This window comes from Streptomyces sp. NPDC048171, from assembly GCF_043202655.1.
Lineage (GTDB): Bacteria > Actinomycetota > Actinomycetes > Streptomycetales > Streptomycetaceae > Streptomyces.
Map to the genome: position 1 here is coordinate 454,664 of NZ_JBIDAU010000006.1, position 26,305 is coordinate 480,968.

The following is a 26,305-nucleotide window of genomic DNA, read 5'->3' on the forward strand; positions in this document are numbered from 1 at the left end:
TGCCCCGGTATCTCCGGGACGTCCGGTGACTTCTCTCACTTGCGGCACCGCCCCGTACGCCCCCGTCTCCACCGGCCGTCCGGCCCGGACCGGACCGCTCGGCAGTCACCCGGCGTCTCCCCGGCGCCCTCCCGCCGCACCGCCCGGCCCGGCTTCCCGGACCCAATCCCCCGCCCGTGACGGTCGGTTGGGATCACCGGCGGGCCGGGGCCGGACCGCCCGCCCGTTCCCTGACCGCCCCTCAACTGTCGCACCCGGCACTGACAATCCGTCGTCGCGAGAGGGCGCGGCCTCTGCGCGCGGGCGCCCGTGGAAACGTAAGCTGTGGCTCGTCACAGGGACCGGGCAGCGGGGATGAACATGGCGATGATGCGCCTGAGGCGCGAGGACCCGCGCGTCGTCGGCTCGTTCAGGCTTCACAGGCGGCTCGGCGCGGGTGGAATGGGCGTGGTCTACCTGGGCTCCGACAAGAAGGGGCAGCGGGTCGCGCTGAAGGTCATCCGGCCGGACCTGGCCGAGGACCAGGAGTTCCGGTCGCGCTTCGCGCGCGAGGTCTCGGCGGCCCGGCGGATCCGGGGCGGCTGCACCGCCCGGCTGGTCGCCGCCGACCTGGACGCGGACCGCCCCTGGTTCGCCACGCAGTACGTGCCCGGCCCCTCCCTGCACGACAAGGTCGTCGACGGGGGCCCGCTCGGCGCGGCGGACGTCGCCGCCGTGGGCGCCGCCCTCTCCGAAGGGCTGGTCGCGGTGCACGAGGCCGGGGTGGTGCACCGGGACCTGAAGCCGTCCAACATCCTGCTGTCCCCGAAGGGGCCGCGGATCATCGACTTCGGCATCGCCTGGGCGACGGGCGCCTCCACCCTCACGCACGTGGGCACCGCGGTCGGCTCCCCCGGGTTCCTCGCGCCGGAGCAGGTGCGCGGGGCCGCGGTCACGCCGGCCACGGACGTGTTCTCGCTCGGTGCCACGCTGGCGTACGCCTCGATGGGCGACTCGCCCTTCGGGCACGGCAGTTCCGAGGTGATGCTGTACCGCGTGGTGCACGAGGAGGCCCAGCTGCACGGCGTTCCCGACGCGCTGGCCCCGCTGGTGCGGGCGTGCCTGGCCAAGGACCCCGCGGAACGCCCCAGCACGCTGCAACTGTCGCTGCGGCTGAAGGAGATCGCCGCCCGCGAGGCCCAGGGCCTGGCCGACGCCCGGCCCCCGGCGCCGCGCAGCGCGGAGGCCGACCTGCCGACGGGACGACTCGCCGACACCTATCCCGAGCGCGCCCCGCGGCGTACGCAGGGCACCCCGGCGCCGCGGAGCACCCCGGGGTCCCGCGGGCCCGCGCCCCGGCGCGCCACTCCGTCGCGTGGGGGTACGCCCTCGCGCGGAGGTACGCCGTCGCGCAACGGCACTGCGGGCGCCCGGTCCGCGTCCCGGTCCACGCCCGCCCCCCGCGACGGCACCGGCCGCGGCGGCGCACGCAACGACGGCGGACGGCCGGGGCCGCGCAGCGGAACCGGCCGCACCGGGCCGAGAACCACGGGAACCGGCCGGCGCCGTCCCGCGAACCCGCGGCTGCTGCGTCAGCGCCTGTTCGTGTTCGTGGTGGTGACGCTGCTGGTCGCGCTGGGTATCGCCGTCGCGCAGGGCTGCCAGGGGCCGTCGCAGGGGCTCGGCGACGACCGCGGTGTCGTACGGGCGGCGCAGGAGCGGGTGCCCGGCGGCGGATCCCTCTTCGGGGACCCGGCACCGGGATCGTAGCGGCGGGCTACGCCGTGGGGCGGCCCACCGTCACCGCGTAGAAGGCGACCGCCGCCGCCGCGCCCACGTTCAGGGAGTCGACGCCGTGGGACATCGGGATGCGGACCCAGGTGTCGGAGGCGGCCAGCGCCCGGCGGGACAGGCCGTCGCCCTCGGCGCCGAGCATGAGGGCCACCCGGTCCATGCGGTGCGGGGCGACCTCGTCGAGGGGCTCGGCCCGTGCGTCCGGCGTGAGGGCGAGCAGCGAGAAGCCCTCCTCGCGGACCGTCTCCAGGCCGCCCGGCCAGGTGTCGAGGCGGGCGTAGGGCACGGAGAAGACCGCGCCCATGGAGACCTTCACGCTGCGCCGGTACAGGGGGTCGGCGCAGTCCGGGGAGAGCAGGACCGCGTCCATGCCGAGGGCGGCGGCGGAGCGGAAGATCGCGCCGATGTTGGTGTGGTCGTTGACCGACTCCATGACCACGACGCGACGGGCGGTGCGCAGCAGGTCGGCGGTGGCCGGGAGCGGCTTGCGCTGCATGGAGGCGAGGGCTCCGCGGTGGACGTGGTAGCCGGTGACCCGCTCGGCGAGCACGGGGTCCACGACGTACACCGGAGCCGGGGCCTCTTCGATGACGTCGCGCATGGTGTCGACCCACTTGGCGGACAGCAGCATCGAGCGCATCGCGTAGCCCGCCTCGCCGGCCCGCCGGATGACCTTCTCGCCCTCGGCGATGAACAGGCCCTCGGCGGGTTCGCGGCGACGGCGCAGTTCGACGTCGGTCAGGTTCGTGTAGTCGTGCAGGCGCGGGTCGCCGGGGTCGTCGACGGTGACGATGTCGCCCATGTCAGGCCGTCCCGTGCGGGCCCACGCCGACGACGTCGCCGACGACGATGACGGCCGGGGGCCTGACGCCCTCGGAGACGACCCGGTCGGCGACGGTGGCGAGGGTCGCGTCCACCCGGCGCTGGGCGGCCGTCGTGCCCTCCTGGACCAGGGCGACCGGCGTCTCGGGGGACCTGCCGTGCGCGACGAGGGTCTCGGCGATCCGGCCGATCTTGTCGACGCCCATGAGGATCACGAGGGTGCCGGTGAGCTTGGCGAGGGACGCCCAGTCGACCAGGGAGCGCTCGTCGTCGGGGGCGACATGGCCGCTGACCACGGTGAACTCGTGGGCGACGCCGCGGTGGGTGACCGGGATGCCGACCGCGCCGGGCACCGAGATGGAGCTGGAGATGCCGGGGACGACGGTGCACGGGATGCCCGCCTCGGCCAGTGCCTGCGCCTCCTCCATGCCCCGGCCGAAGACGAACGGGTCGCCGCCCTTCAGCCGGACGACGGCCTTGCCCTGCTTGGCGTGCTCGATCAGCGCGTTGTTGATGGCCTCCTGGGCCATGAAACGGCCGTACGGGATCTTCGCGGCGTCGATGACCTCGACGTGCGGCGGCAGCTCGGCGAGCAGGTCGCGCGGGCCCAGCCGGTCGGCGATGACGACGTCGGCCTCGGCGAGCAGGCGGCGCCCCCGGACGGTGATCAGGTCCGGGTCGCCGGGGCCGCCGCCGACGAGGGCGACGCCGGTGGCGCGGGTGCGCTGGTGCGGGGCGACGAGCGTCCCGTCGCGCAGGCCCTCCACGACCGCGTCGCGGATGGCGGCGGTGTGGCGGGGGTCCCGCTCGCGCGCGTCGGTGGTGAGCACGGCCACGGTCACGCCGGCGCTGTGGCCGGACGCCGGGGTCCACGCCGTGGCCCGGTCGGCGTCGTCGGCGCGGACGCACCAGACGCGGCGCCGCTCACCCTCCGCGGAGGCGGCGGCGTTGGCCTCGGCGTCGCTGGTGGCGATCAGGGCGTACCAGGCGTCCGTGAGGTCGCCGTCCGCGTACCGGCGCCGCTCCCAGGTGAGTTCGCCGGCGTCGACCATCGCCTCGACCGACGCGGTCGCCGAGGGGGAGACCAGGAGGACGTCGGCGCCCGCCGCGATCAGCGCGGGCAGGCGGCGCTGGGCGACCTGACCGCCGCCGAGGACGACCACGCGACGGCCGGTGAGGCGGAGGCCTACGGGGTAGGCGGGGTGTTCGGCCATCAGGGTGGGCTCCTCGTCCTGACATGCGGTGGGCGCTGCGTCGGTGGAGCGGCCCTGACGTGGGGATACGTGCGGATTGTAAAAGACGTGCACGAGCGGCACGAGGTCGGTCCAGCGTACGGCCGGGCCGGGGCGGTGGCGACGGATCTGCCGCCGCCCGGTCCCGCTCCGCCCCGTCCGGCGCGTCGCGGTGCTACTTCTCGGTGACCCCGGCCGAGTCGAAGGTCGCCACCTCGTGCATGGCCCGCGCGGTGCTCTGCACCATCGGCAGCGCCAGCAGTGCACCGGTGCCCTCGCCGAGGCGGAGGTCCAGGTCGACCAGGGGACGCAGGCCGAGCTTGTTGAGCGCGGCGACGTGTCCCGGCTCGGCGCTGCGGTGGCCCGCGATGCAGGCCGCGAGGACCTCGGGGGCGATCGCCCGGGCCACCAGGGCGGCGGCGCCGGCGCTGACACCGTCCAGGATCACCGGTGTGCGCAGGGAGGCGCCGCCGAGAAGGAGGCCGACGATGGCGGCGTGCTCGAACCCTCCGATGGCGGCGAGGACGCCCAGCGGGTCGGCCGGGTCCGGCCGGTGGAGTTCCAGGGCACGGCGGACGACCTCGGTCTTGCGGGCCAGCGTCTCGTCGTTGATGCCGGTGCCGCGGCCGGTGACCTCGGCCGGGTCGGCGCCGGTGAAGACGGAGATCAGCGCGGCGGACGCGGTGGTGTTGGCGATGCCCATCTCGCCGGTGAGCAGCGCCTTGTTGCCCGCCGCCACCAGGTCGCGGGCGGTCTCGATGCCGACCTCGACGGCCTGCTTGGCCTCTTCCCGGGTCATCGCGGGGCCGGTGGTCATGTCGGACGTGCCGGCCCGGACCTTGCGGGGCAGCAGGCCGGGCGTCGCGGGCAGGTCGGTGGCGACGCCGACGTCCACGACGCAGACCTCGGCGCCGACCTGGGTCGCGAACGCGTTGCAGACCGCTCCGCCGCCGAGGAAGTTGGCCACCATCTGGGCGGTGACCTCCTGCGGCCAGGGGGTGACGCCCTGGGCGTGCACTCCGTGGTCGCCGGCGAAGACCGCGACGGCCGCGGGCTCCGGGATGGGCGGCGGGCACTGCCGGGAGAGTCCGGAGAGCTGGGCGGAGATGATCTCCAGCATGCCGAGCGCGCCGGCCGGCTTGGTCATCCGCTTCTGCCGCTCCCACGCCTCGCCGAGCGCCTTGGCGTCCAGCGGGCGGATCTGCGCGACGGTCTCGGCGAGCAGGTCGTGCGGCGCCTCGCCGGGCAGGGCGCGACGGCCGTACGTCTCCTCGTGCACGACCCAGGACAGCGGGCGGCGCTTGGACCAGCCGGCCTGCATCAGCTCGGGCTCGTCCGGGAACTCGTCGACGTACCCGACGCACAGGTAGGCGACGACGTCCAGGTGCTCGGGCAGGCCCAGGGCGCGGACCATCTCGCGCTCGTCGAAGAAGCTGACCCAGCCGACGCCGAGGCCCTCGGCTCGGGCGGCGAGCCAGAGGTTCTCGACGGCGAGCGCGGAGGAGTACGGCGCCATCTGCGGCTGGGTGTGCCGGCCCAGGGTGTGCCGGCCGCCGCGCGTCGGGTCGGCGGTGACGACGATGTTGACCGGGGTGTCGAGGATGGCCTCGATCTTCAGTTCCTTGAACTGCTTGGCCCGGCCCTTGGGGAGGGACTTCGCGTACGCCTCGCGCTGACGCATCGCCAGTTCGTGCATGGCGCGGCGGGTGTCGGCGGAGCGGATGACGACGAAGTCCCAGGGCTGCGAGTGGCCCACGGAGGGCGCGGTGTGCGCGGCCTCCAGGACGCGGAGCAGCACCTCGTGCGGGATGGGGTCGCCGCGGAAGCCGTTGCGGATGTCACGGCGCTCGCGGATGACCTTCAGTACGGCCGCGCGCTCGGCGTCGTCGTAGGCGGGGGCCGCGGGTCCGGCGGACCGGCGTGCGTCCTGGGGCGCCGCCTGTTCCGGGGCGGACACGGAGGCGTCGACGAGGTCGTCCTGGTCGGCGGCGTGGGTGTCCAGGTCGTCGGCGCTCTGGGCGAGGCCCGGGTCGGCCTCGCGGGGGGCCGGGACCTCGAGTGCGGGGTCCGTCGTGGGGTTCTCGGTGCCGGGCTCCGCGGCCAGGCTCTCCGGCGGGAGGACGAACCCCTCCGGCGGGGTGGGGGCGAGGTGCGGGGTGGTGGGCACGGGTGCACCGTCGACCGGCAGGAACTGGCCGACGGAGTCGTCGGGTTGCGGTTCCTGGGCCGGGGGTGCCTGCTCGGGCCGGGGCTGCTCCACGGTGGCGGCGACCGGGGTCGCCTCGGTGTGCGCGGGCTCGGGCGGGGCGGGGAACACGGCCACATCCTGGGGCACGTCGTCCCGCGGGGCGTCCGGGGCCTCCTCGGCGGTGGGGTGGGCTACGGGGGCGGTCTCGGCGGGCGGCTGCGCGGCGGGCACGACGTCCGGCTGCGCGAGTGCCGAATCCTGCGGTACGGCCTGCGATACGGGGGGTGCCTGCGGCTCGGGCTGCGGCACCTCCGCCTGCCGCACCGGTGCGGGCGGTTCAGTGGCCACCGGCGCCTCCGGGGCCGGGGCCGGTCCGGGCTCGGTGGCCTCGGGGGCGGGATCGGCTGCCAGAACGGGCGGCGCGGGCATGTCCGCGCTCGGGGCGCCCGGGGCGTCCTGCGGCGCGGGAGCCTCGGCCGGCGGGGCGTCCTGCGGCGCGGGGACCTCGGCGGACGCGGGTTCATCCCACGTCGCCGGTTCCTCGGGAGCCGGCGGCTCGGAGACCGCATCGGTCCCGTCGGCTCCTTCGACCGCCTGGGCCTCTTGGCCCTCGTCAGACGCCAGGGGCATGGGCTCCGTGGCGACCGACTCGGGGACGGACTCCGGGGCGACCGGCTCAGGGGCCGGTTCCGTGGCGACCGGCTCGGGGGCAGGCTCCGTGGCGACCGGCTCGGGCGCGGACTCCGTAGCGACCGGCTCGGGCGCGGACTCCGTAGCGACCGGCTCGGGCGCGGACTCCGTAGCGACCGGCTCGGGCGCGGACTCCGTGACGACCGGCTCGGGCGCGGACTCCGGGGCGACCGGCTCGGGTTCGCGCTCCTCCGCCGGGCCGGGTACGTGGGCCACCGGCGCGGACTCCTCGGCGGACCCGGCTTCGGGCGTGCCCGTTCCGCCCGTCGCCGCGACGGCCTCCGTGGCGACGCGCGTGACGAGCGCCTGGGCCGCGCCCACCGGCTCGGATGCCTGCTCCGGTACCGGAATAACCGTTTCCGCATGCCCCGCCGCGGCGCTCACCGGCGCCTGCGCGGTCTGCGGCTCGCCCTGCGCTCCCCAGGGCGCGGCGGCCTGCGGAGGCGTCGCGGCGGCCTGCTGGCCGTCGAGGTACTCGGGGCCGGCGGCCGGCGGTCCCGAGTGCCGTACCGGCGCGTCGGCCGGGCCGCGGTCGGCGAGGGAGCGGACCGGGCTGGCGGAGGTGTCGGGAATCGGCGGGCCGAGGTGCAGGGGCCTGCGCGGCTGGACGGGGGCGGTCGCGGGGTCCTGCGCCGGATCGGGCAGGCGGACGCCGTTGAGATCGACCGAGCCGCTGTCACGGCCGGACAGCTCGTGCGGGCCCGGCTGGTGCACGGTCTCGACGACCGGCTCCGGCGCGGGCGGCGCGACCTCGTTGCCCCATGCACCCTGGGCTCCCGGCAGCAACAACAGGTCCTCGTCCTCGGCTTCGGCCTCGGAGAGGTAGGTGTACGCGCCGGGTGCGGGGACGCCCGGCTGCTCCACCATGCCTGCGTTCTCCGGCAGCCCCTCGCCGGGGATCTGGCCGGTGTCGGTCATGCGTAACCCCTCGCCCATCGGTTAGTGCTTTCTACGACCAGCTTCACCCGGGGCGGCGCACCGACCGCCCCACAGTGAAGAACGAGCGTGCGTGCCCAGCGGCACGAACGACCCGCGGGAAAAGACGACAAAGCCATTGAGTGGCATTGTCGCGGTCGTTCCCCCGCCACGACAGCTTGATCCGCGACGGCCCGCTGTGGACTGCGCCACGTTGCGCGTCCTCCGGTTCTGCCGTACCACACCTGGCCCGGAAGGTGCGGGTTTTTGCGGACATCGGCCGACGAAGTGCCGGGTGTCCGAGTGCGGTACAACAATCCGCCAGCCTACCCCGCGCGGTATGAACAACCGATCACGGGGCGCGGTCCAGACGGACCCCGCTGAGCAGGAACGCGACGCTCCGCTCCGTCTCCGTCCACGCCCGGGTGTCCAGTCCGACGGACTGGAGCAGGGCGCACTCGACCCGGTACCCGTGCTCCGTCAGGTCCCTGCCGACGAGTTCGGCCGCGTCACGGGTCGCGGCGTGCGCGACGATGCGTTGCGGGCGCCGGTCGGCGACCGCGGAGACCACGGCCGCTCCCCCGCCGCCGACGCGGACGACGTCGGGTTCGGGCAGGTTCTCCAGGACGTGCGGCGCGGTGCCGTGCACGATCTGGAGCTGGACGCCGAAGTGGCGTGCGGTGGCCTCGGTGCGGGCACAGGCGTCGGCGTCCCGGTCCACCGCGATGACGGCGGCGCCGCCGCGTGCCGCCTCGTTGGCGAAGGCACCGCTGCCGGAGCCGATGTCCCACACCAGGTCGCCCGGGCGGGGCCCGAGCCTGGCGAGTTGGGCCGTGCGCAGCAGGTCGGTCTCGCCCTCGCCCAGCGGGCCGGCGTACGCCTCGGCGGGCAGGGACCAGCCGCGCGGTCCGGCGGCGGGGTCGCGGCCGGCGATCCAGCCGGCGCCGTCGGGTGCCGTGCCCGGTCCGACGCTGCCGCCGGCCACGATGACGACGTTCGGGTCGCGCCAGGTGTGGTCGGCGGCCTTGTCGGAGGTGACGACGGTGACCCGCTCGCGTGTGGTGCCGAGTTCCTCGCAGATGACGAAGGTGCGGTGGACGCCCTCCATCAGCAGGCCGAGTTCGGCGGGCCCGGCGCCCGGGGAGGTGAGGACCGCGACCTTGGTGTGCGCCCGGCATACGTTCACCGCGCGTCGCAGGGTGCGGGGGTGGGCGACGACCACATGGGCGTCGTCCCAGGGCATCCCGGCGCGGGCGAAGGCGGCGGCCACGGAGGAGACGGCGGGGACGACCTCCACCTCCAGGCCGAACTCGGGCGCCCGCAGGGTGCGTACGACGCCGAAGAAGCCGGGGTCGCCGTCGGCGAGGACGACGGTCGTGCCGCGGTGGGAGGCGATGCGCCGGGCGGCGAGGGCCACGCTGCCCAGACGGATGCGCTCGGCGGCGGGCGGTACCTCGGGAAGTGCCAGGTGGTGGGCGGCGCCGGCCACCAGAGTGGCGGCACCCAGTGCGGAGCGTGCCGCGGCGGTCAGCGGTGAACCGTCCCAGCCGATCACCGTGACACGGTCGGCCATCGTCGTCAGTCTCCAGGCATTTCGCAGGTCGTGGTTGCTGAACCATGCGCGGGCGCGCCCCGTGAGGGTACCCGCTGCGGCCCGGTCGCGAAGCGGCGGCGTCGGCCCCGGGGGATCAGTTCCAGTCCGTGAAGGCGGTGAAGTCGCCGTCGTCGGTGAGCTGCCCGGACCCGCCCTCCAGGTCCTCCGGCAGCAGGCTCCACACGATGAAGTCGGTGCGTACGTCCGTCCAGAGGCCGTCCTCGGTGCGGACCCGCGCTATACAGGCGTTGCGCAGGACTCCCTCACTGATGCAGCCGATCTTCTGGGCGACCTGCTGGGAGGCGGTGTTGTCGGCCGCCGTGCGCAGCTCGACGCGTTCGAACTTCTGGTCGCCGAAGAGCCACTGGGCGGTGGCCAGGGCCGCCTCGGAGGCGTATCCCTCACCGCGGGCCCAGGGGGCGACGATGTACGACAGTTCGGTGGACCGGACGTGCCAGTTGGTCTTGGTCAGCTGGACCACGCCGACCAGCCGCTGGGTGAGGAACTCGGTGACGGCGAGGTCGAGGCCGCGGCCGGCGGTGCGCTCGGCGGGGGCGTGGTCGCCGATCCAGGTGCGGGCGCCGTCCTCGGTGAAGGGCTGGGGGACGTGGGTCCAGGCGGCGACCTGCTCGTCGTTCATCATGGCGGCGAGGGCGGGGACGTCGTCCTCGTCGAGGGGGCGCAGCACCAACCGCTCCGTGCTGATGGAGATGTTGGGGAAGGTGCTCGTCATGCGCCGCTCCGTAACCTGTGTGACCGTCAGGGCCTGCTCGAACTGCCCAGCATGCAGCATGAAAGCACCCGACCGCACCACCGGGTCCGCTCCGCGCGTGCGGAGCGGACCCGGTGCGGGACGCGCTGTTCGGATCGGGATCGGAACAGGGCCGGATCAGAAGGAGGGGAGCACGGACCCGGCGAAGTTGTCCTCGATGTACTTCTTGACCTCGGGCGAGGTGAGGAGCTTCGCGAGCTTCTTGACCCGCGGGTCGTCCTCCTGGCCCTCCTTGACGACGAGGAGGTTGACGTTCGGGTTGTCCTTGGCGGACTCCAGGACGAGGGCGTCCTTGGCCGGCTTGAGGTCGGCCTCGAGGGCGTAGTTGCCGTTGATGACCGCGGCGTCGACGTCGTTCAGGGAGCGCGGGGTCTGGGCCGCCTCCAGCTCCTTGAACTCGAGGTTCTTCGGGTTCTTGGTGATGTCGGCGGTGGTGGCCGAGTTGCCCGCGCCGTCCTTGAGGGTGATCAGGCCCTCCGAGGCGAGCAGCTGCAGCGCGCGGGCCTCGGTGACGGTGTCGTTGGGCAGGGCGATGGTCGCGCCGTTCTTCAGGTCGCCGGCCTTGTCGGCCTTGTGGGAGTACAGGCCGAGCGGCTCCAGGTGCACCGAGGCCACGGACTTCAGGTGCGTGCCGTTCTTCTTGTTGAAGTCCGCGAGGTAGGGCTCGGTCTGGAAGTAGTTGGCGCCCACCGAGCCGTCCTCCGTCGCCGTGTTCGGCGTGACGTAGTCGGTGAACTCCTTGACCTCCAGGTCGAGGCCCTCCTTCTGCGCCAGGTTGTCCTTGACGTAACTGAGGATCTCGGCGTGCGGGACGGGCGTCGCGGCGACGACCAGCGGGCCGGAGGTGTCGGAGGCGGAGTCCTTGTCCGAGCCGCAGGCGGAGAGGCCGAGGGTGAGGGCTCCGGTGGCGAGGACGGCGGTGGTGATCTTGGCGGTGTTACGCACGAAAAGTGCCTTTCCTGAGGTGGTGCGACCCCGTCACGGGTACAACGGGGAGTCTTTGGGAGGGGCGGGTCAGGCGACCTTGCCGATGTCGGCGGCGGCCGGCTCCTTCGCCTTGAGCAGCCGGAGCCTGGGGGCGGCGCCGCCGCGCCCGCGGCTGTGCAGGGTGCGGGCCGCGTAGTCGCCGGCGAACTGGATGAGGGAGATGACGACGGCGAGGAGCGCGACGGTGATCCACATCAGCCCGGTCTCGAAGCGCTGGTAGCCGTAGCGGACGGCGAGGTCGCCGAGGCCGCCGCCGCCGACGGTGCCGGCCATGGCCGAGTAACCGATGAGCGCGATGACCGTGGTGGTGGTGCTGGCGATCAGGGACGGGAGCGCCTCGGGGACCAGGACCTTGCGGACGATGGTCCAGGTGTTGCCGCCCATGGACTGGACGGCCTCGACGAGCCCTCCGTCGACCTCGCGCACGGCGGTCTCGACGAGGCGTGCGAAGAACGGGATGCCGCCGATGGCGAGCGGCACGATCGCGGCCTCGCTGCCGATGGTGGTGCCGGTGACCCAGCGGGTGAAGCTCATCAGCGCGACCATCAGGATGATGAACGGCATCGAGCGGCCCACGTTCACGACCTGGCCGACGACCTTGTTGACCACGACGTTCTGGAGGAGTCCGCCCCGGTCGCTGAGGACGAGCAGGACACCGAGCGGGAGTCCGGCGACGACGGCGATCAGGGTGGACCAGCCGACCATGATCAGGGTCTCCCAGGAGGCCTGCTCCAGCAGGGGCTGCATCTCGGACCAGGTCACTTGGCACCTTCCTTCACCAGCGCGGAGGGCGCCTCGGTCGTGGCGTTCACGACGTCGATCTGGAGGCCCTGCTCGCGCAGGAAGCCGACCGGCACGACGTTGTCCTCGTAGCGGCCGGGCAGTTCGATGCGCATCCGGCCGACCTGGAGGCCGCCGACGGTGTCGATCGCGGCGCCGAGGATCGATATGTCGATGTTGTAGGTGCGGGAGAGCTGGGAGATGACCGGCTGGGTGGCGGCCTCGCCGTGGAAGGTGATGTCGAGGACGGTGCGGTCGTCCGCGGAGGCGTCGCCGCCGACCGGGAAGAGCGCGGCGGCCAGTTCGGAGCCCGGGGTGGCGAGGAGTTCGCCGACGGTGCCGGACTCGACGATGCGGCCGTGTTCCATGAGGGCGGCGGAGTCGCAGATCGTCTTGACGACGTCCATCTCGTGGGTGATGAGCAGGACGGTCAGACCGAGCTGCTGGTTCAGGTCGCGCAGCAGCTCGAGGATGGAGCGGGTGGTCTCCGGGTCGAGGGCGCTGGTGGCCTCGTCGGAGAGCAGCACCTTGGGGTCGCCGGCCAGGGCGCGGGCGATGCCGACGCGCTGCTTCTGGCCGCCGGAGAGCTGGGCGGGGTAGGCCCCCGCCTTGTCGGCGAGGCCGACGAGGTCGAGCAGTTCCAGCGCCTTGCGGGAACGTTCCTTCCCGGACTTGCCGAGGATCTCCAGCGGCAGTTCGACGTTGTCCCGCACGGTCCGCGCGGAGAGCAGGTTGAAGTGCTGGAAGACCATGCCGATACGGCTGCGCGCCTGCCGCAGTTCGCGGCTCGCGCGGGGGCCGCGGCCGGCCAGCGCGGTGAGGTCCTGGCCGGCGACGGTGACCGTGCCGGCGGTGGGCCGCTCCAGGAGGTTGACGCAGCGGATGAGCGAGGACTTGCCGGCGCCGGACTGGCCGATGACGCCGTACACCTCGCCCTCGCGGACGTGCAGGTCGACGCCGTCCAGGGCGGTGACCTCGCGGCCGCGTGAGCGATAGACCTTCGTGAGGCCCGATGTGGTGATCACGTGGGTTTCCGTCACTGTCGAGTGCGCGGCGCGGTGGTGGGCGCCGGGCACGGGGCGTTGTTCTTCGGGGGCTTGGGGTCCTTCGGAACGCGGCACGTTCTCGCGGTGGCGGTGCGACCCGGCTGACCGGGGAGAAACGTGTGCGCGGGGCGTGGCTCAGCCGCGTGCGCGGGGCACGGTGGCGGTCATGAGCGGCGCTCGCTTCGGGGCGCGAGGCTCAGGTGGTGCAGGGGCCCTCTAGAAGGCGCACATTCGACACGTGCGAGGAGCGATGCGGCACATACAACGAGCACCGGGCGTCATCGTCGCCTCGGTCGCAGGGGTGCGGTCGCTCGTCGTGCTCATGCGATCAGTAAAGCAGACGTGTACTCGTGACCGGACGCCGCTGTCCGCATGGTGGACAGCGGTGGACGGTGGGTGGTCGCGGGCCCGGTGGATCAGCCCCTGACGACGATCTCGATGCCCGCGTCGGTGACCAGTGGGGACAAGGCCGACAGGTCGGTGACCACCAGGTCGGCCTCGAGTTCGCCGGGCCGGTGGGTTGTGGCCAACGCCACGGTCCGCATCCCGGCGGCGCGGCCGGCCCGGAGACCGGCGGGAGCGTCCTCGAAGACGACGCAGTCGGCCGGGTCGACGCCCAGGACACGGGCGCCCAGCAGGTAGGGCTCGGGGTCGGGCTTGCCGCGGGTGACGTCGTCGGCGGCGACGAGGTTCTTGGGGAGGACGTCGACGGCCGCGAGCCGGGCCTCGGCGAGCCGCCGGGTCGCGGAGGTGACCACGGCCCAGCGGTCGGCGGGCAGCGCGTCGAGGAAGTCCCGGGTGCCGGGCAGCAGTCGTACGCCGCCGTTCGGCACGTCCTCGACCTCCAGCTGCTCGATCCGCGCGACGGCCTGCGGCACCGCGTGGGCGGGAAGCAGGTCGGCGGCTATCTCGGCGGCGGTCCGGCCGTGCAACTCGACCCGCGAGAACTCCTCCGCGGTGATCCCGTACTCGCCGGCCCACCGCGTCCAGCAGCGGCCCACGGACTCGAGGGAGGAGACGAGGGTTCCGTCGTTGTCGAACAGCAGGGCCTGTGCGTGGAGCTTCATGCCCCCGACCCTACGGGTCCGCCGCGGGTCGGTGCCTGGTGCGGGGGCGGGGCCGGGGACGGCGGGCCTTTTGGGCCGTAATAGGCTCGCTGCCATGCTCGACGCCCTGACGCTGGTGACCGCCGTCGCCGCGCTGCTGCTCGCCGCCTGGTGCGGCTGGGCGGCCTACCGTGACCAGCCGACCAAGGACTGGCACTTCATCGGCATGGCCGTGGTCTCGCTGCTGGCGCTGGTCCAGCTCGTGGTCGGGATCGTGCAGCTGGCGCGGGGCGAGGAGCCGGACCAGGGCACGACGATCTTCGTGGCGTACCTGCTGGGCGCCTTCGCCTGTGTCCCGGCGGCGGGGTTCATGTCGCTGGCCGAGCGCACCCGCTGGGGCTCGGTGACGGTGGCCGCGGGCGGCGTCGTCCTCGCCGTCCTGGAGGTGCGGCTGTATGACATCTGGGGAGGCTGACGTGGTGACCACGGAGGAGAAGCCGGCCGGTGCGCGGCTGATCAGCGGGCCCGGGATCCTGCTGGTGTGGCTGTACGGCGTGATGGTGGTCGGCGCCGTGTCCCGCTCCGCGTACCAGATCGCGACCGAGTTCGACCGGGCGCCGCTGCCCTACACGCTGTCCGCGCTGGCGGGTCTCGTGTACGGGTTCATCACGTACACGCTGGTACGCGGCGGCGAGACGGCCCGCAGGGCGGCGGTGGTGTGCTGCGCCGCCGAGCTGGTGGGCGTGCTGACGGTCGGCACCTGGACGATGGTGGAGCCGTCCGCCTTCCACGACGCGACCGTGTGGTCCGACTACGGGATGGGCTACCTCTTCATTCCCGTGCTGCTGCCGCTGTCCGCCCTGTACTGGCTGCGCCGGGCCCGCACCGCGTAACGACGCCGTACGGTCCCGGCGGTGCGTCAGGCGGTGGTGGCGTAGGCCTTGGCGGGCTTCTCCAGGACGATCATGGGGACGCCGTCGTCGCCCTGGGCGGTGCCCACCGTCTCGTAGCCCACCCGCCGGTACAGCCGCAGGCCGCTCTCGCTGCGGTGTCCGGTGTGCAGACGGAAGCGCTTGGCGCCCCGCTCGTCGGCGAGGGCCGCCTCGGCGGCCCGCAGCAGGCGGGCTCCGATGCCGTGCCCCTGGAGCCGGGGATGGACGCACAGCTTGCCGATGGCGGCGGCGCCCTCCTCGCTCACCCGGCCGCGCACCGAGCCCACGACCTCCTCGCCGAGCCGCGCCACGTAGACGCAGTCGGAGGCGACCTCGGCGCGCACGGAGTCGAGGGTCTGGACGAGCGGGTCGATGCGGTAGTTGCTGTACAGCGCAGCCTCGCTCTGGAAGCAGAGGTACTGCAACCGGAAGATCTGCTCGGCGTCCTTTTCGGTCGCCGCCGAGATGGTCACGCTCATGCCCATGTGCGCATGCCTCCCGCTCACCTGATCACCTGTGGTCCCCCACTCCTATCCCCGTCCTCAGCGGGCCGCAACCTCCGGCGTCAACAATCGCCGCAGACATCCCAGACATCGGGAACGTTCCGGGCCAAGGCTGCCCTGTGAGATACCCAACTCCCCCGCGATCTCCCGGTATGTGAGGTCTCTCGGCGACAACAGCGCCTCCATCAGCCGGGGGCAGCGGCCGGGCAGCCGGCGCACCGCGTCGCGCAGGGCGCGGTGCCGGGCGGCGGCGAGGGCGAGTTGCTCGGGATCCTGCTCGGCGGCGGCACCGGCGGGCTCGGTGCCGTACGGCCGCTCGCGCCGGGTCGTCCGGCGGGTGCGGCGGGCCTCGGTGCGGACGGCGCGGCGCAGCCAGCGGTGCGGGTCGGCGGGCGGGCCGTCGGCCTCCAGGCGTTCCAGCAGGCGCAGCCAGACCGCCTGTTCGAGGTCGCCGGGCTCGGCCCCGGACGCATGCGCCTCGGCCGCGGCCTCGGCGGTGAGCAGGGGACTCAGGGAGGTGACCAGGTCGTGCGCCATACGCACGTCGACGCGGCCGCCCGGGCCGCGGGTTGCCCGGACGGCCGAAGCTCACCCCAACCGGGGGTGGCCGCTCAGTCGTTGACGAAGTCCTCGCGGGCCAGCACGCCCGTGTCCGGGTTGTCGGTGAAGATGCCGTCGATGCCGGTGGCGAAGTATGTGCGGAATGCCCCGAAGGCGTCGCCGTAGGCGTCGGGGTCGCCGCCCTTGCGGAACTCCGCGGGCAGGAACGGGTTCTCGTTGCGCATGGTGTAGGGGTGCAGGATCAGGCCCGCGCGGTGCGCGTCCCGGACCAGGGTCGTCGGTTCGGTGAGCCGGCCCGCGGAGTCCTTCGGGATGATCAGGTCGAGCGTGGGGCCGATGCCCTGCGCGTAGGAGGCGATCTCCTTGAGGCCCTTCGGCGTGATCAGGTCGGCCGTGGTGCGCGGGTCGCCGGTCTCGACGAAGTCCCAGGGCCGGCTGTTCGCGCCGGACAGCAGGACGGCGAGGGGGTTGCCGACGAGTCTGTTCATCCGCTGGATGCTGGTGGGTTCGAAGGACTGGATGACGACGGGCGAGTCCTTGCGGTCCTTGCCGTACTTGCGCAGCAGCCGCGCGAGCCGCTCCTCCGTGCCCAGCCCAAGCTTGCGGAAGTAGGTGGGGTGCTTGAGTTCGGGGTAGATCCAGACCTGCCTGCCCCGCCTGCGGGTCTGCTCGTTCTGCCAGCGGAGCACCTCTTCGAAGGTGGGGATCTCCCAGCGGCCGTCGTAGAGGGTGTTGTGCGGGCGGTTGGCCGGGATGCGCTCCGTCGCGCGGAGCGTCTTCAGCTCGGCGAGGGTGAAGTCCTCGGTGAACCAGCCGGTGGTGGAGACGCCGTCGAGCAGCTTGGTGCGCTCGCGGTCGGCGAACTCGGGGTGGTCGGCGACGTCGGTGGTGCCGCCGATCTCGGGCTCGTGGCGGCAGACGAGGTGACCGTCCCTGGTGGGGACCAGGTCGCCGGCCTCGACGATGTCGGCACCCATGTCGAGCGCCAGGTCGTAGGAGCCGAAGGTGTGCTCGGGGCGGTAGCCGCTGGCGCCGCGGTGGCCGATGACGGTCGGGACGGGCAGGCCCCGCAGGCCGCCGCCGTGCCCCCCGCCGTGCCCGGTGCCGGCGGCTCTCGCCGTGCCGGACAGGCCGAGTACGGCTCCGCCCGCGCCGAGCACCGCCGCTCCGAGGAGCGCGCGCCGTCCGGTGCCGCCCGCCTGCTCGTCCGACTCCTGCGTTCCCATCAGGGCCTCCTGCCGTCGACATCGGTGCGGGCCGATCGTAGGGGCGCGTACATGACGAGTGGGAGACCGTGGCCGGAACACACGGGTGCGGGGTGATGTCGTACGCGATGCGCGCGTGGCGCGTCGGGCCCCTGGGGGTGGTGGGCGCGGATGGCTGACGGGCCGTCGGCTTGAGGGCGGGCTGAGGGGGTACGCGATGTCACACGGGTCGGTGGCGCGGCTCCGGCGGCGCGCCTCGTACGGTGCGGGCGGCGCCCGTGCTTCGATCCGGGCCGGGTCGGCACACCGGGACCGGCGACCCACACCGGTCTCCGGGCGCGACCTGCCTCACACCGCGTGAGGACGTTACCGCCGCGCAACACGACGGCACCGCAGGTGAACACGCGTCAACACCGCGTAAGACCCGGGTGACCCGAGGTGCGTGACCCCCTGGGCCGCGAGTAATGTCCTCACCTGCACAGACTCATACCGCATCCCCGACACCGGAGGACCCGTTGTCCCGCTTCGCGCTCATCAAGGCAGTGCTCGGCCCGATCATGCGCCTGATGTTCCGCCCACGGGTGGAGGGCGTGGAGAACATCCCGGGCGACGGACCGGTGATCCTGGCCGGCAACCACCTCACCTTCATCGACTCGATGATCCTTCCGCTGGTCTGCGACCGGCAGGTCTTCTTCATCGGCAAGGACGAGTACGTCACGGGCAAGGGCTTCAAGGGCCGCCTGATGGCCTGGTTCTTCACCGGTGTCGGCATGATCCCGGTCGACCGCGACGGCGGCCGGGGCGGTGTCGCGGCGCTGATGACCGGGCGCCGGGTGCTGGACGAGGGCCGGGTCTTCGGCATCTACCCGGAGGGCACCCGCTCCCCCGACGGCCGCCTCTACCGCGGCCGCACCGGCATCGCGCGGCTGACGCTGATGACCGGCGCGCCCGTCGTCCCGTTCGCCATGATCGGCACCGACAAGCTCCAGCCGGGCGGCGCGGGGGTGCCCCGGCCGGGCAAGGTCACGGTCCGCTTCGGCGAGGCGATGGAGTTCTCCCGCTACGAGGGCATGGACCGCGACCGCTACGTCCTGCGCGCCGTGACCGACTCCGTGATGACCGAGGTCATGCGGCTGTCGGGCCAGGAGTACGTGGACATGTACGCGAGCAAGGCGAAGGCGGCGTAAGCCTCCGGCGGGAGGACGGCCCGCCCCTCGCCGACGTGCGCGGCGTTGGCCGACCGCAATCCGGGCGCCGTCCGCTACCGTGCCGGGCGCACGCGCGCCGGTCGCGCATCGCCCGTCCGTGACGTGATCCACCGGGCACGGCCGGAGCCCCGCACCGCACGGCGGCCGGGCCGCGCGGGCACGGAGGCAGGCCGCCCAAGACGCGTACGGCGGCCCCGTGCACGGCCGACCGTGCGATCGGCCGGAAGAACCGCGGACAGCGCGCCGCGCGACCGCACGCACCGGACCCCGCCCGAGCCACGGCGGCGGGTGCCGCAGGACGCGGACGGCAGCCGTCCTCCCCACGGCGGCGGGTCCCGAATCGCGGACGGCCGACATGGACGGCAACCGTGCCACGGACGGCAGGCCCCGCAGAACCACGGACGGTGGACGTGCGCACCACGAACGGCGAGCCACACCCTGGGGTGTGGCTCGCCGTTCGTGTCTCCGTGCCGGGGCTACGGGTGTTCCACCCCGTCCTCCAGGCGCTGGCCCCGGAGCAGGAACCAGGAGGCCGCCGCGGCGGCCAGGAGGACGGCGGCGCCGACGCCGGCCGCGAGGGTCAGTCCGTCGACGAAGGCCTGGCGGGCGGAGTCCAGGAGCGCCCCGGCCGTGTCGGCGGGGAGACCCGCGGCGGCCTCCACCGCGCCGCCCAACGACTCGTGTGCCGCCGCCGGAGTGCCCGCCGGACCGGTGAAGTCGCGGTAGACGCCGGTCACGATGGAGCCGAGCACCGCGATGCCGAGCGCGGCGCCGAGTTCGTACGCCGTCTCGGAGACCGCGGAGGCGGCGCCCGCCTGTTCCTTGGGCACGCTGGAGAGGATCACGTCGGCGGTCACGGTGAACGAGAACCCGGCACCGACGCCGACGACCAGCAGGGCCGCGCCGAGCAGCGGGTACCCGGTGTTCTGCCCGATGACGGTCAGCGCGGCGAGCGCGAGGCCGACGGCGGCGAGCCCGCCCGCGACCACGGCACGGACCGAGAAGCGACGGGCCGCGCGGCCGGCGATCAGACCGGCGACCACCGCGCCGACGGCGGCCGGCAGCTCGGCCAGTCCCGCCTCGAAGGGGCGCCTGCCCTGGACCAGTTGCAGGTACTGGGAGAGGAAGAACACCAGCCCGGACAGGCCCAGGATGGTCAGCAGGTCGGCCAGAACGGCGCCGCTGAAGCCCCGGCTGCGGAACAGACGCATGTCGAGCAGCGGCTTGGGCATGGTCAGCTGACGGCGCACGAACCCGTAGAGGGCGGCGGCGCCCAGCAGGCCGGCGGCGAGCGTGGCCCACGCGAACCCGTGCGCGGCGGCCTCCTTGACGGCGTACACGACACCGACCATGCCGACCAGGGACAGAGTGACGCTCAGCAGGTCCCACGGGCCGGGGCTGGGGTTGCGGGACTCGGGCAGCAGCTTCGCGCCGACGACGACCAGGACGGCCATCACGGGCAGGTTGATCAGGAAGACCGAGCCCCACCAGAAGTGCTCCAGCAGGAACCCGCCCACGATCGGGCCGACCGCCGTACCGGCGGAGGCGGTGGCGCCCCAGATGCCGACGGCGAGGCTGCGTTCGCGCGGGTCGTGGAAGAGGTTCCGGATCAGGGCGAGGGTGGCGGGCATCAGGGTGGCGCCCGCGACGCCGAGCAGCGCCCGGGCGAGGATCATCAGCTCGGGCGTGTGCGCGTAGGCGTTGAGCACGGATATCGCGCCGAACGCCGTGGCGCCCACGAGCAGGATCCGCTTGCGGCCGATGCGGTCGCCGAGGCTGCCCATGGAGACGAGCAGACCGGCGATGACGAAGGAGTAGACGTCGCCGATCCAGAGCAGCTGGGTGCCGGACGGGGCGAGGTCCTCACTGATGTAGGGGGTCGCGAGACCGAGCACGGTCGCGTCGACGGCCACCAGCAGCACGGCCAGCACGAGGACGGACAGCGCCAGCCAGCGGCCGGGGCGCTTCACCGCCTCGGTCGTGTGTGCCGACTGCAGGGTGCGGGTCATGATCCCTCTCTCCGGAGTGCGCCGCCGAGCAGCAGCTCGACGATCATGTGGGTGAAGTCGTTGCGGGCCACGCGGCCCTCGGTCACGGCCCAGGCGCCGGCGCCGATCAGGCCGTAGAGCGCCTCGGTGAGCCAGGCCGGGGTGAGGTCGATGCGGAACTCACCGCTCTCCTGACCCCGGCGGAACAGCGCGGCCAGCCGGGCGTCGACGCGGGCCCAGCCCTTGTTCTGCTCCTCGCCCTCGAACAGCTGGTTCTCGGTGTAGAGGAAGGCGATCAGACCGGCGGCGGGCTCCAGCTCGCCGACGAGCCGGCGGACCGCGTCGGCCGCCGCTCCCTCGTCGAGGCGGGCCGCCGCCAGGGCGGCTTCGCACTCGGCGATGCCGAGCGCCTCCAGCGCCCGGACCAGCGCGTCACGCCCGGCGAAGTGCCGGTGCAGCGTGGCCCGGCTGATCCCGGCCGCCCGCGCCACCTCGTCCATCGTTGCGGTGGCTTTGCGGGTCAGCAGGGACGCGGCGTCGCGCAGTACCTGGTCTCGATCAACGGCCATGAGACAACGATAACCCACATGAGACATTCTTGTCTCACACTGGACATGCGTGACTCACCTCTCAGAGGTGAGTCACGGGCTTGCGGGGGTCAGTGCCAGGGCAGCTGCCCGCGCCGCTCCCAGTAGGCGCCCGGTTCCTCGACGAGCGCGCCGAGCCGTGCCACCTGGTCCTCGTCGAAGTCGACGACGGCGGCGTGCAGGTTCGAACCGAGCTGGTTCACGGTGGCGGCCCCGGAGAGGACCACGCCCGCCCACGGCTGACGCAGGATCAGCGCGAGGGCGACCGCGTCGCAGCCCAGGGCAGTCTCCTCCGCGACGGCCCGCAGGGCGCCGGGCGCATGGGGCTCGGCGAGGCGGCCGTTGGCCATGCCCTCCTTGACGATCACGGTGAGTCCGGCCTCGTGCGCCTCGGCCAGCGCGGGTCCGGCGGAGGTCTCCAGCGCGTTGTACGTCGACTGGACGGTGCGGAAGAGGGGTTCGCCGTCCACGGTCACCGCGAGCGCGGCGCGGATCGCCTCGGCCTGGGCGGGGCCGCTGGTGGAGAAGCCGACGGTGACCCCGCCCGCGGCGGCCTCGGCCAGCTTCGCGTGCAGTTCCTTGTCCGTGAGGGCCGGACTGTCGGGGGTCAGCGAGTGGATCTGGTAGAGGTCGAGCCGGTCGCCGAGCAGGGCGTCGGTCTCGCCGCGCTGGCGTTCGTAGGTCGCCGTGCCGTGGTCCTTGACCTCGTGCCGCTCGGCCTCGGTGGACCAGTCGGCGGTGTAGGTGTAGCCCCACTTGCTGCCGACGATCACGTCGTCGGCCTCCGGGCGCTCCCGGAGCCAGTCGGCCAGGAACTCCTCCGAGCGCCCGTAGGAGCGGGCCGCGTCGAAGTAGCGCACGCCCTGGGCGTAGGCGGCGTCCAGGAGGACGTGGGTCCGCTCGCGCATCGCCTGTACCGTACGGTCGGCCGGCAGGTCGTGGTCGCGGCCGAGGTTGATGTAGCCGGGTCGGCCGACGGCGGCGAGACCCAGACCGATGTGGCAGGTGGGGGTGGTCGCCGCTGCCAGGCGGGCGAAGGGCATCGCGGGCTCCGTTCGGTCGGCTGCTGAAGCTGCTGAGCTTGCTGTAGCTGCTGTAGCTCGCTGACCAACGTAACCGCGATGCCCCTCCGGTACACCGGGTGCTACTTCTTGGCGTTCGCCCACGCGTGCTGGCCGGCCACGTCCGCCTTCACCTCGGCGAGCTGGACGGCGACCGCCTCGGGCGCCGTGCCGCCCCGGCCGTTGCGGGAGGCCAGGGCGCCGGGGACGTCGAGCACGGAGCGGACCTCGGGGGTGAGGTGGGCGGAGATCTTCGCGAACTGCTCGTCGGTCAGCTCGTCCAGTTCCTTGCCCTCGGCCTCGGCGGCCTTCACGCACTCGCCGGCCACCTCGTGCGCCACGCGGAACGGGACGCCCTGCCGGACCAGCCACTCGGCGATGTCGGTGGCCAGCGAGAAGCCGGCCGGGGCCAGCTCCTCCATGCGCTCGCGGTGCACGGTGAGGGTGGCCATCATGCCGGTGAAGGCGGGCAGCAGGATCTCCAGCTGGTCGATGGAGTCGAAGACCGGCTCCTTGTCCTCCTGGAGGTCGCGGTTGTACGCGAGCGGGAGGGCCTTGAGGGTCGCCATCAGGCCGGTCAGGTTGCCGATGAGGCGGCCGGACTTGCCGCGGGCCAGCTCGGCGATGTCCGGGTTCTTCTTCTGCGGCATGATCGACGAGCCGGTGGAGAAGGCGTCGTGCAGGGTCACGAAGGAGAACTCCTTCGTGTTCCAGATGATGATCTCCTCGGCGATCCGCGAGACGTTCACGCCGATCATCGCAGTGACGAAGGCGAACTCGGCGACGAAGTCGCGGGAGGCGGTGCCGTCGATGGAGTTGCCGGCGCTGCCGTGCTCGAAGCCGAGGTCACGGGCGACCGCCTCGGGGTCAAGCCCGAGGCTGCTGCCCGCCAGCGCACCCGACCCGTACGGGGACACGGCGGTGCGCTCGTCCCACTGGCGCAGCCGCTCCGCGTCCCGGCCGAGCGCCTGGACGTGGGCGAGGACGTGGTGCGCGAAGAGCACGGGCTGGGCGTGCTGGAGGTGGGTGCGGCCGGGCATGGCCACGTCAGGGTGGGCCTCGGCGAGGCCGATCAGCGCGTCCTGGAGGTCGGCGATCAGGCCGCCGACGGTCCGGGCGTGGTCGCGCAGGTACATGCGGAAAAGAGTGGCCACCTGGTCGTTGCGGGACCGGCCGGCGCGCAGCTTGCCGCCGAGGTCGGCGCCGAGCCGCTCCAGCAGGCCGCGCTCCAGGGCGGTGTGCACGTCCTCGTCGGCGATGGTGCCGGTGAAGGAGCCGTCGGCGACGTCGGCCTCGAGCCGGTCGAGGCCGTCGGTCATCCGGGACAGCTCGTCCTCGGTGAGCAGGCCGGCCTTGTGCAGCACGCGCGCGTGGGCACGCGAACCGGCGATGTCGTAGGGCGCGAGCCGCCAGTCGAAGTGCACGGACGCGGACAGCTTCGCCAGGGCCTCGGCGGGACCGTCGGCGAAACGGCCGCCCCAGAGCCGGACGTCACCGCTGTTGCTGCTCACTTGGGTCGCTCCTCACCGTACGATCACTGTCATGCATGAGTATGCAGAACCCTGCATGATTCGTCAATCTCGCAGGCAGGCGGGACGCGGCGCGCCCGCTCCCGCATAATCATTAGGCATGGGAAAGACTTATGAGCGCATAGACGGCAGACTCCGCGCCTTCATCGAGGCGCAGCCCCTCTTCTTCACCGCCACCGCTCCCCTGGCCGGCGACGGCACGGTGAACCTGTCGCCCAAGGGCCTCACGGGCAGCTTCGCGGTGCTGGACGAACTCACCGTCGCCTATCTCGACTTCGCCGGCTCCAACGCCGAGACCATCGCCCACCTGCGGGAGAACGGGCGGATCACCCTGATGTGGTGCGCGTTCCAGGGCCCGCCGAACATCGTCCGGGTGCACGGCCGCGGCGAGCCCGTCTTCCGCGACGACCCGCGCTTCCCCGGCCTCCTCGGCCACTTCCCCGACATCGACAGCACCGCGCACGGACTGCGCGCGATCATCGTCGTGACCGCCGAACTCGTCCGCGACACCTGTGGCTACGCCGTCCCCTTCATGGCGTACGAGGAGGACCGGGATCTGCACGGCAAGCGGTTCGCCCGGGAGGACGACGCCTCGCTCAGCGCCTATTTCACCAAGAAGGACCACGTCGCGACGAGCCTGGACGGCCTTCCCGGGCTGCCGTTGCCGCTGCCCCCCTCTACCGTCTGACCCATGCGCCCCGGTGTCGTAGCCGTCCTCGTCTCCGCGTCCCTCCTCACGCTCGGTTCCGCGCCGCCCGGCGGGAGCGCCGACCGGCCGCTTCCGGACCGGATGGCGGACACCGGCGGCGGCACCCAGTTGATCACCGCGGTCGCGCCGGGCACCGGCTCGACGACGGGCACGGTCACCTGGTGGGACCGGAGGGGCGCGGGGGACGGCCGGTGGGTGCGGGCCGGTTCCGCTCCCGCCCGTTTCGGGGCCGGGGGGCTGACCGACGGGGCGACGCGCGTGCAGGGCACGAACACCACCCCGACCGGGCTGTACGACCTGCCGTACGCCTTCGGCATCCGGGCGGCGCCGCGCGGCACGACATACCGGTACCGCCCGGTCCGCCAGGACTCCTGGTGGTGCCAGGACAACGCCTCGCGCGCCTACAACCGCTGGACCGAGCCACGTCCCGCCGACTGCCGCGCCGCCGAGGCCGAGCACCTGGTCACCTACACGGCGCAGTACGCCCACGCCCTGGTCGTGGGCTTCAACTACCACCGCCCCGTGCGCGGCCGCGGCGCGGGCATCTTCCTGCACGTCAACGGGCGCGGGGCGACGGCCGGCTGCGTGTCGGTGCCGGCCGAGGCGATGCGGCGCATCCTGCGATGGGCCGAGCCCGGCGAGCGCCCGCACCTCGCGATCGGGACCACCGGCGGCGCGACGGCGATCACGCGCTACTGACCGGCGGCAGGAGTCCGCACCGGGCTGAACGCTCGGGCGGCGCGGCGCGTATCTGTGGGCCAAGGGTCAAGTCCCCACGGAGGAACCGTGACCACCACGCTCGCCGGCGGCCGTGCCGCCCGCCGTCAGACGATGCGGCGCATCCGTCCGCGCCGCTCCCCCGCCGTCCCCCTGCTGCTCGCCGTGTGGGCGGGCGCGGCGGGCGTGTTGTGGCTGTGGTGGCGCAACACGCCCGCCATTTCCGACCAGACCGGCATGATCCTGAACGCGGGCCGGATCACCGGCCTGCTCGCCGGGTACCTGATGGCGCTGGTGGTGCTCCAGATGGCACGCGTACCGGCGCTGGAGCGGCGGGTGGGCTCCGACCGGGTCGCCCGCTGGCACGCCATGACCGGCCGCTACACGCTCTGCCTGGTCCTCGCCCATGTCTTCCTGATCATGTGGGGCTACGCCGCGCAGGCCGGCAAGGGCCTCGGTGACATCGTCGCCCAGACGGTCGACTCCGTGAACCAGCTGCCCGACATGGGCAAGGCCGCCATCGGCACCGGCCTGCTGGTCGTCATCGGACTGATCTCGATCGGCCCGGTCCGCCGGCGGATCCCGTACGACCTCTGGTACCACGTGCACCTGCTGACGTACGCGGCCGTGTTCCTGACCTTCTGGCACCAGCTGAGCACCGGCAACGACTTCGCGGTCGAGCCGGTCGCCAAGACCGTCTGGTACGTGCTGTACGGGTCGGTGACGGCGCTCGTCCTCTGGTACCGCGTGCTGACGCCGCTGCGCCTCAACCTGCGGCACCGGATGCGGGTGGAGGCGGTGATCGAGGAGACGCCCGGCATCGTGTCGGTGCTGATCGGCGGTCGGCGGCTGCACCGGATGGGCGCGGAGGCCGGTCAGTTCTTCCGCTGGCGGTTCCTGGCGCCGGGCATGCGGTTCAGCTCCCACCCGTACTCGCTGTCGGCGGCACCGCGCCCGGACATGCTGCGGATCACCGTGAAGGCGATCGGCGACCACAGCGCCCGGCTGCGCGAGCTGGAGCCCGGTACCCGGGTGTGGGCCGAGGGTCCCTACGGCGCCCTGACCGCCCAGCGCCGCAGCCGCGGCAAGGTGCTGCTGGTGGCGGGCGGGGTCGGGATCACCCCGATGCGGGCGCTGTTCGAGACGCTGCCCGGCGCGTCCGGCGACATCACGCTGCTCTACCGGGCCAACAGCACGCAGGAGCTGGCGCTGTGGGACGAGCTGGCCGGGATCGCCGAGGAGCGCGGGGCCCGGCTGATGTACGCGGTCAACAGCCCGGACGGCGAGCGCCCGGACATCTCCGCGGAGACCCTGAGCCGCAAGATCCCGGAGGTCGAGCGCCACGACGTCTTCCTGTGCGGGCCGCCCGGTTTCGCCCAGTCGGTGTACGAGGCACTGCGCGGCGCGGGGGTTCCCGCCCGCCGTATCCACCACGAGTCGTTCGAGATGTGAGCGACGGA

23 protein-coding genes are annotated in these 26,305 nt (G+C 73.2%); 7 read left to right on the top strand and 16 right to left on the bottom strand.

Translation table 11 applies throughout. The annotated features are described in order from the left end of the window. The first annotated feature begins 354 nt into the window (after window positions 1-354). Window positions 355-1,749 (top strand): protein kinase, encoded by a 1,395-nt coding sequence (locus tag ACGF3J_RS19560; RefSeq protein WP_393854408.1) that lies wholly within the window; start codon window positions 355-357, stop codon window positions 1,747-1,749. 7 nt (window positions 1,750-1,756) lie between these two features. Here the strand turns inward: ACGF3J_RS19560 and ACGF3J_RS19565 are convergent, their stop codons facing one another. The 9 genes from ACGF3J_RS19565 to ACGF3J_RS19605 all read right to left on the bottom strand — a co-directional run bounded on the left by ACGF3J_RS19565 (window position 1,757) and on the right by ACGF3J_RS19605 (window position 13,866). Then, complete coding sequence (locus ACGF3J_RS19565) at window positions 1,757-2,575, bottom strand: RNA methyltransferase (RefSeq protein WP_161328169.1); 819 nt, start codon at window positions 2,573-2,575, stop codon at window positions 1,757-1,759. A gap of 1 nt (window position 2,576) precedes the next feature. After that, window positions 2,577-3,809: a uroporphyrinogen-III C-methyltransferase gene (gene cobA / locus ACGF3J_RS19570; RefSeq protein ID WP_393854409.1), complete on the bottom strand. Its 1,233-nt coding sequence runs from the start codon at window positions 3,807-3,809 to the stop codon at window positions 2,577-2,579. A 193-nt stretch (window positions 3,810-4,002) separates the two neighbouring features. Continuing rightward, window positions 4,003-7,623 (bottom strand): nicotinate-nucleotide--dimethylbenzimidazole phosphoribosyltransferase, encoded by a 3,621-nt coding sequence (gene cobT / locus ACGF3J_RS19575; RefSeq protein WP_393854410.1) that lies wholly within the window; start codon window positions 7,621-7,623, stop codon window positions 4,003-4,005. 349 nt (window positions 7,624-7,972) lie between these two features. Then, window positions 7,973-9,193, bottom strand: coding sequence for a precorrin-6y C5,15-methyltransferase (decarboxylating) subunit CbiE (gene cbiE / locus ACGF3J_RS19580; protein ID WP_161327557.1), 1,221 nt, complete (start codon window positions 9,191-9,193; stop codon window positions 7,973-7,975). A gap of 115 nt (window positions 9,194-9,308) precedes the next feature. After that, window positions 9,309-9,947: a GNAT family N-acetyltransferase gene (locus ACGF3J_RS19585; RefSeq protein WP_161327556.1), complete on the bottom strand. Its 639-nt coding sequence runs from the start codon at window positions 9,945-9,947 to the stop codon at window positions 9,309-9,311. A 156-nt stretch (window positions 9,948-10,103) separates the two neighbouring features. Next, window positions 10,104-10,931 (bottom strand): MetQ/NlpA family ABC transporter substrate-binding protein, encoded by an 828-nt coding sequence (locus tag ACGF3J_RS19590; RefSeq protein WP_161327555.1) that lies wholly within the window; start codon window positions 10,929-10,931, stop codon window positions 10,104-10,106. A gap of 69 nt (window positions 10,932-11,000) precedes the next feature. Next, a complete protein-coding gene (locus ACGF3J_RS19595) occupies window positions 11,001-11,735 on the bottom strand; it encodes a methionine ABC transporter permease (protein ID WP_161327554.1) in 735 nt (244 codons plus the stop codon). After that, window positions 11,732-12,778, bottom strand: a complete 1,047-nt coding sequence (locus tag ACGF3J_RS19600) for an ATP-binding cassette domain-containing protein (RefSeq protein ID WP_161327553.1) — start codon at window positions 12,776-12,778, stop codon at window positions 11,732-11,734. Before ACGF3J_RS19600 ends, ACGF3J_RS19595 begins: the two co-directional genes overlap by 4 nt. 437 nt (window positions 12,779-13,215) lie before the next feature. Beyond that, window positions 13,216-13,866 carry an HAD family hydrolase gene (locus ACGF3J_RS19605; protein WP_161327552.1) on the bottom strand — a complete coding sequence of 217 codons (651 nt, stop codon included), beginning with the start codon at window positions 13,864-13,866 and terminating at the stop codon, window positions 13,216-13,218. A gap of 94 nt (window positions 13,867-13,960) precedes the next feature. Between ACGF3J_RS19605 and ACGF3J_RS19610 the strand changes: the two genes are divergently transcribed. Together ACGF3J_RS19610 and ACGF3J_RS19615 are read left to right on the top strand one after the other, a co-directional pair. Then, window positions 13,961-14,320, top strand: a complete 360-nt coding sequence (locus ACGF3J_RS19610; protein ID WP_161327551.1) for a hypothetical protein — start codon at window positions 13,961-13,963, stop codon at window positions 14,318-14,320. A gap of 1 nt (window position 14,321) precedes the next feature. Then, a complete protein-coding gene (locus tag ACGF3J_RS19615) occupies window positions 14,322-14,738 on the top strand; it encodes a hypothetical protein (protein ID WP_161327550.1) in 417 nt (138 codons plus the stop codon). A 26-nt stretch (window positions 14,739-14,764) separates the two neighbouring features. On the opposite strand, the gene ACGF3J_RS19620 is transcribed toward ACGF3J_RS19615, so the two are convergent. From ACGF3J_RS19620 to ACGF3J_RS19630, 3 genes are all read right to left on the bottom strand, one after another. Next, window positions 14,765-15,262, bottom strand: coding sequence for a GNAT family N-acetyltransferase (locus ACGF3J_RS19620; protein WP_161327558.1), 498 nt, complete (start codon window positions 15,260-15,262; stop codon window positions 14,765-14,767). Window positions 15,263-15,319: 57 nt separating this feature from the next. Next, on the bottom strand, window positions 15,320-15,817 hold the full coding sequence (locus tag ACGF3J_RS19625) for an RNA polymerase sigma factor (protein ID WP_393854411.1): 498 nt from the start codon (window positions 15,815-15,817) through the stop codon (window positions 15,320-15,322). Between the two features lie 74 nt (window positions 15,818-15,891). Further along, window positions 15,892-17,067, bottom strand: coding sequence for a glycerophosphodiester phosphodiesterase (locus tag ACGF3J_RS19630; RefSeq protein ID WP_161330597.1), 1,176 nt, complete (start codon window positions 17,065-17,067; stop codon window positions 15,892-15,894). 494 nt (window positions 17,068-17,561) lie between these two features. Here ACGF3J_RS19630 and ACGF3J_RS19635 point away from each other — a divergent pair, with 494 nt between their 5' ends. Continuing rightward, a complete protein-coding gene (locus ACGF3J_RS19635; protein WP_161330596.1) occupies window positions 17,562-18,233 on the top strand; it encodes a 1-acyl-sn-glycerol-3-phosphate acyltransferase in 672 nt (223 codons plus the stop codon). Window positions 18,234-18,730: 497 nt separating this feature from the next. Here ACGF3J_RS19635 and ACGF3J_RS19640 read toward each other — a convergent pair whose 3' ends face one another. The 4 genes from ACGF3J_RS19640 to argH form a co-directional block, all read right to left on the bottom strand. After that, on the bottom strand, window positions 18,731-20,263 hold the full coding sequence (locus ACGF3J_RS19640) for an MFS transporter (protein WP_161331747.1): 1,533 nt from the start codon (window positions 20,261-20,263) through the stop codon (window positions 18,731-18,733). Next, window positions 20,260-20,811 carry a TetR/AcrR family transcriptional regulator gene (locus ACGF3J_RS19645; protein ID WP_185832564.1) on the bottom strand — a complete coding sequence of 184 codons (552 nt, stop codon included), beginning with the start codon at window positions 20,809-20,811 and terminating at the stop codon, window positions 20,260-20,262. The genes ACGF3J_RS19640 and ACGF3J_RS19645 overlap by 4 nt, the downstream gene beginning before the upstream one ends. A gap of 89 nt (window positions 20,812-20,900) precedes the next feature. Next, on the bottom strand, window positions 20,901-21,872 hold the full coding sequence (locus ACGF3J_RS19650; protein WP_161331742.1) for an aldo/keto reductase: 972 nt from the start codon (window positions 21,870-21,872) through the stop codon (window positions 20,901-20,903). 101 nt (window positions 21,873-21,973) lie between these two features. Further along, a complete protein-coding gene (gene argH, locus ACGF3J_RS19655) occupies window positions 21,974-23,401 on the bottom strand; it encodes an argininosuccinate lyase (RefSeq protein ID WP_161331739.1) in 1,428 nt (475 codons plus the stop codon). 118 nt (window positions 23,402-23,519) lie between these two features. Here argH and ACGF3J_RS19660 point away from each other — a divergent pair, with 118 nt between their 5' ends. From ACGF3J_RS19660 to ACGF3J_RS19670, 3 genes are all read left to right on the top strand, one after another. Continuing rightward, on the top strand, window positions 23,520-24,107 hold the full coding sequence (locus ACGF3J_RS19660; RefSeq protein ID WP_122617254.1) for a pyridoxamine 5'-phosphate oxidase family protein: 588 nt from the start codon (window positions 23,520-23,522) through the stop codon (window positions 24,105-24,107). Window positions 24,108-24,110: 3 nt separating this feature from the next. Beyond that, the gene (locus tag ACGF3J_RS19665) at window positions 24,111-24,827 is read left to right on the top strand and encodes a L,D-transpeptidase family protein (protein ID WP_161331738.1); all 717 of its coding nucleotides are present in this window, start codon (window positions 24,111-24,113) and stop codon (window positions 24,825-24,827) included. Between the two features lie 87 nt (window positions 24,828-24,914). Next, window positions 24,915-26,297 (top strand): ferredoxin reductase family protein, encoded by a 1,383-nt coding sequence (locus ACGF3J_RS19670; RefSeq protein WP_161331736.1) that lies wholly within the window; start codon window positions 24,915-24,917, stop codon window positions 26,295-26,297. The last annotated feature ends 8 nt before the right edge of the window (window positions 26,298-26,305 follow it).

Coding starts and splice junctions, on each gene's coding strand:
- ACGF3J_RS19660 (WP_122617254.1), top strand. CDS start 23,520: ATGGGAAAGACTTATGAGCGCATAGACGGCAGACTCCGCGCCTTCATC.
- ACGF3J_RS19605 (WP_161327552.1), bottom strand. CDS start 13,866: ATGAAGCTCCACGCACAGGCCCTGCTGTTCGACAACGACGGAACCCTC.
- ACGF3J_RS19650 (WP_161331742.1), bottom strand. CDS start 21,872: ATGCCCTTCGCCCGCCTGGCAGCGGCGACCACCCCCACCTGCCACATC.
- ACGF3J_RS19585 (WP_161327556.1), bottom strand. CDS start 9,947: ATGACGAGCACCTTCCCCAACATCTCCATCAGCACGGAGCGGTTGGTG.
- ACGF3J_RS19665 (WP_161331738.1), top strand. CDS start 24,111: ATGCGCCCCGGTGTCGTAGCCGTCCTCGTCTCCGCGTCCCTCCTCACG.
- ACGF3J_RS19630 (WP_161330597.1), bottom strand. CDS start 17,067: ATGGGAACGCAGGAGTCGGACGAGCAGGCGGGCGGCACCGGACGGCGC.
- ACGF3J_RS19560 (WP_393854408.1), top strand. CDS start 355: ATGAACATGGCGATGATGCGCCTGAGGCGCGAGGACCCGCGCGTCGTC.
- ACGF3J_RS19645 (WP_185832564.1), bottom strand. CDS start 20,811: ATGGCCGTTGATCGAGACCAGGTACTGCGCGACGCCGCGTCCCTGCTG.
- ACGF3J_RS19565 (WP_161328169.1), bottom strand. CDS start 2,575: ATGGGCGACATCGTCACCGTCGACGACCCCGGCGACCCGCGCCTGCAC.
- ACGF3J_RS19610 (WP_161327551.1), top strand. CDS start 13,961: ATGCTCGACGCCCTGACGCTGGTGACCGCCGTCGCCGCGCTGCTGCTC.
- ACGF3J_RS19620 (WP_161327558.1), bottom strand. CDS start 15,262: ATGGGCATGAGCGTGACCATCTCGGCGGCGACCGAAAAGGACGCCGAG.
- cobT (WP_393854410.1), bottom strand. CDS start 7,623: ATGACCGACACCGGCCAGATCCCCGGCGAGGGGCTGCCGGAGAACGCA.
- ACGF3J_RS19640 (WP_161331747.1), bottom strand. CDS start 20,263: ATGACCCGCACCCTGCAGTCGGCACACACGACCGAGGCGGTGAAGCGC.
- cbiE (WP_161327557.1), bottom strand. CDS start 9,193: ATGGCCGACCGTGTCACGGTGATCGGCTGGGACGGTTCACCGCTGACC.
- cobA (WP_393854409.1), bottom strand. CDS start 3,809: ATGGCCGAACACCCCGCCTACCCCGTAGGCCTCCGCCTCACCGGCCGT.
- ACGF3J_RS19625 (WP_393854411.1), bottom strand. CDS start 15,817: ATGGCGCACGACCTGGTCACCTCCCTGAGTCCCCTGCTCACCGCCGAG.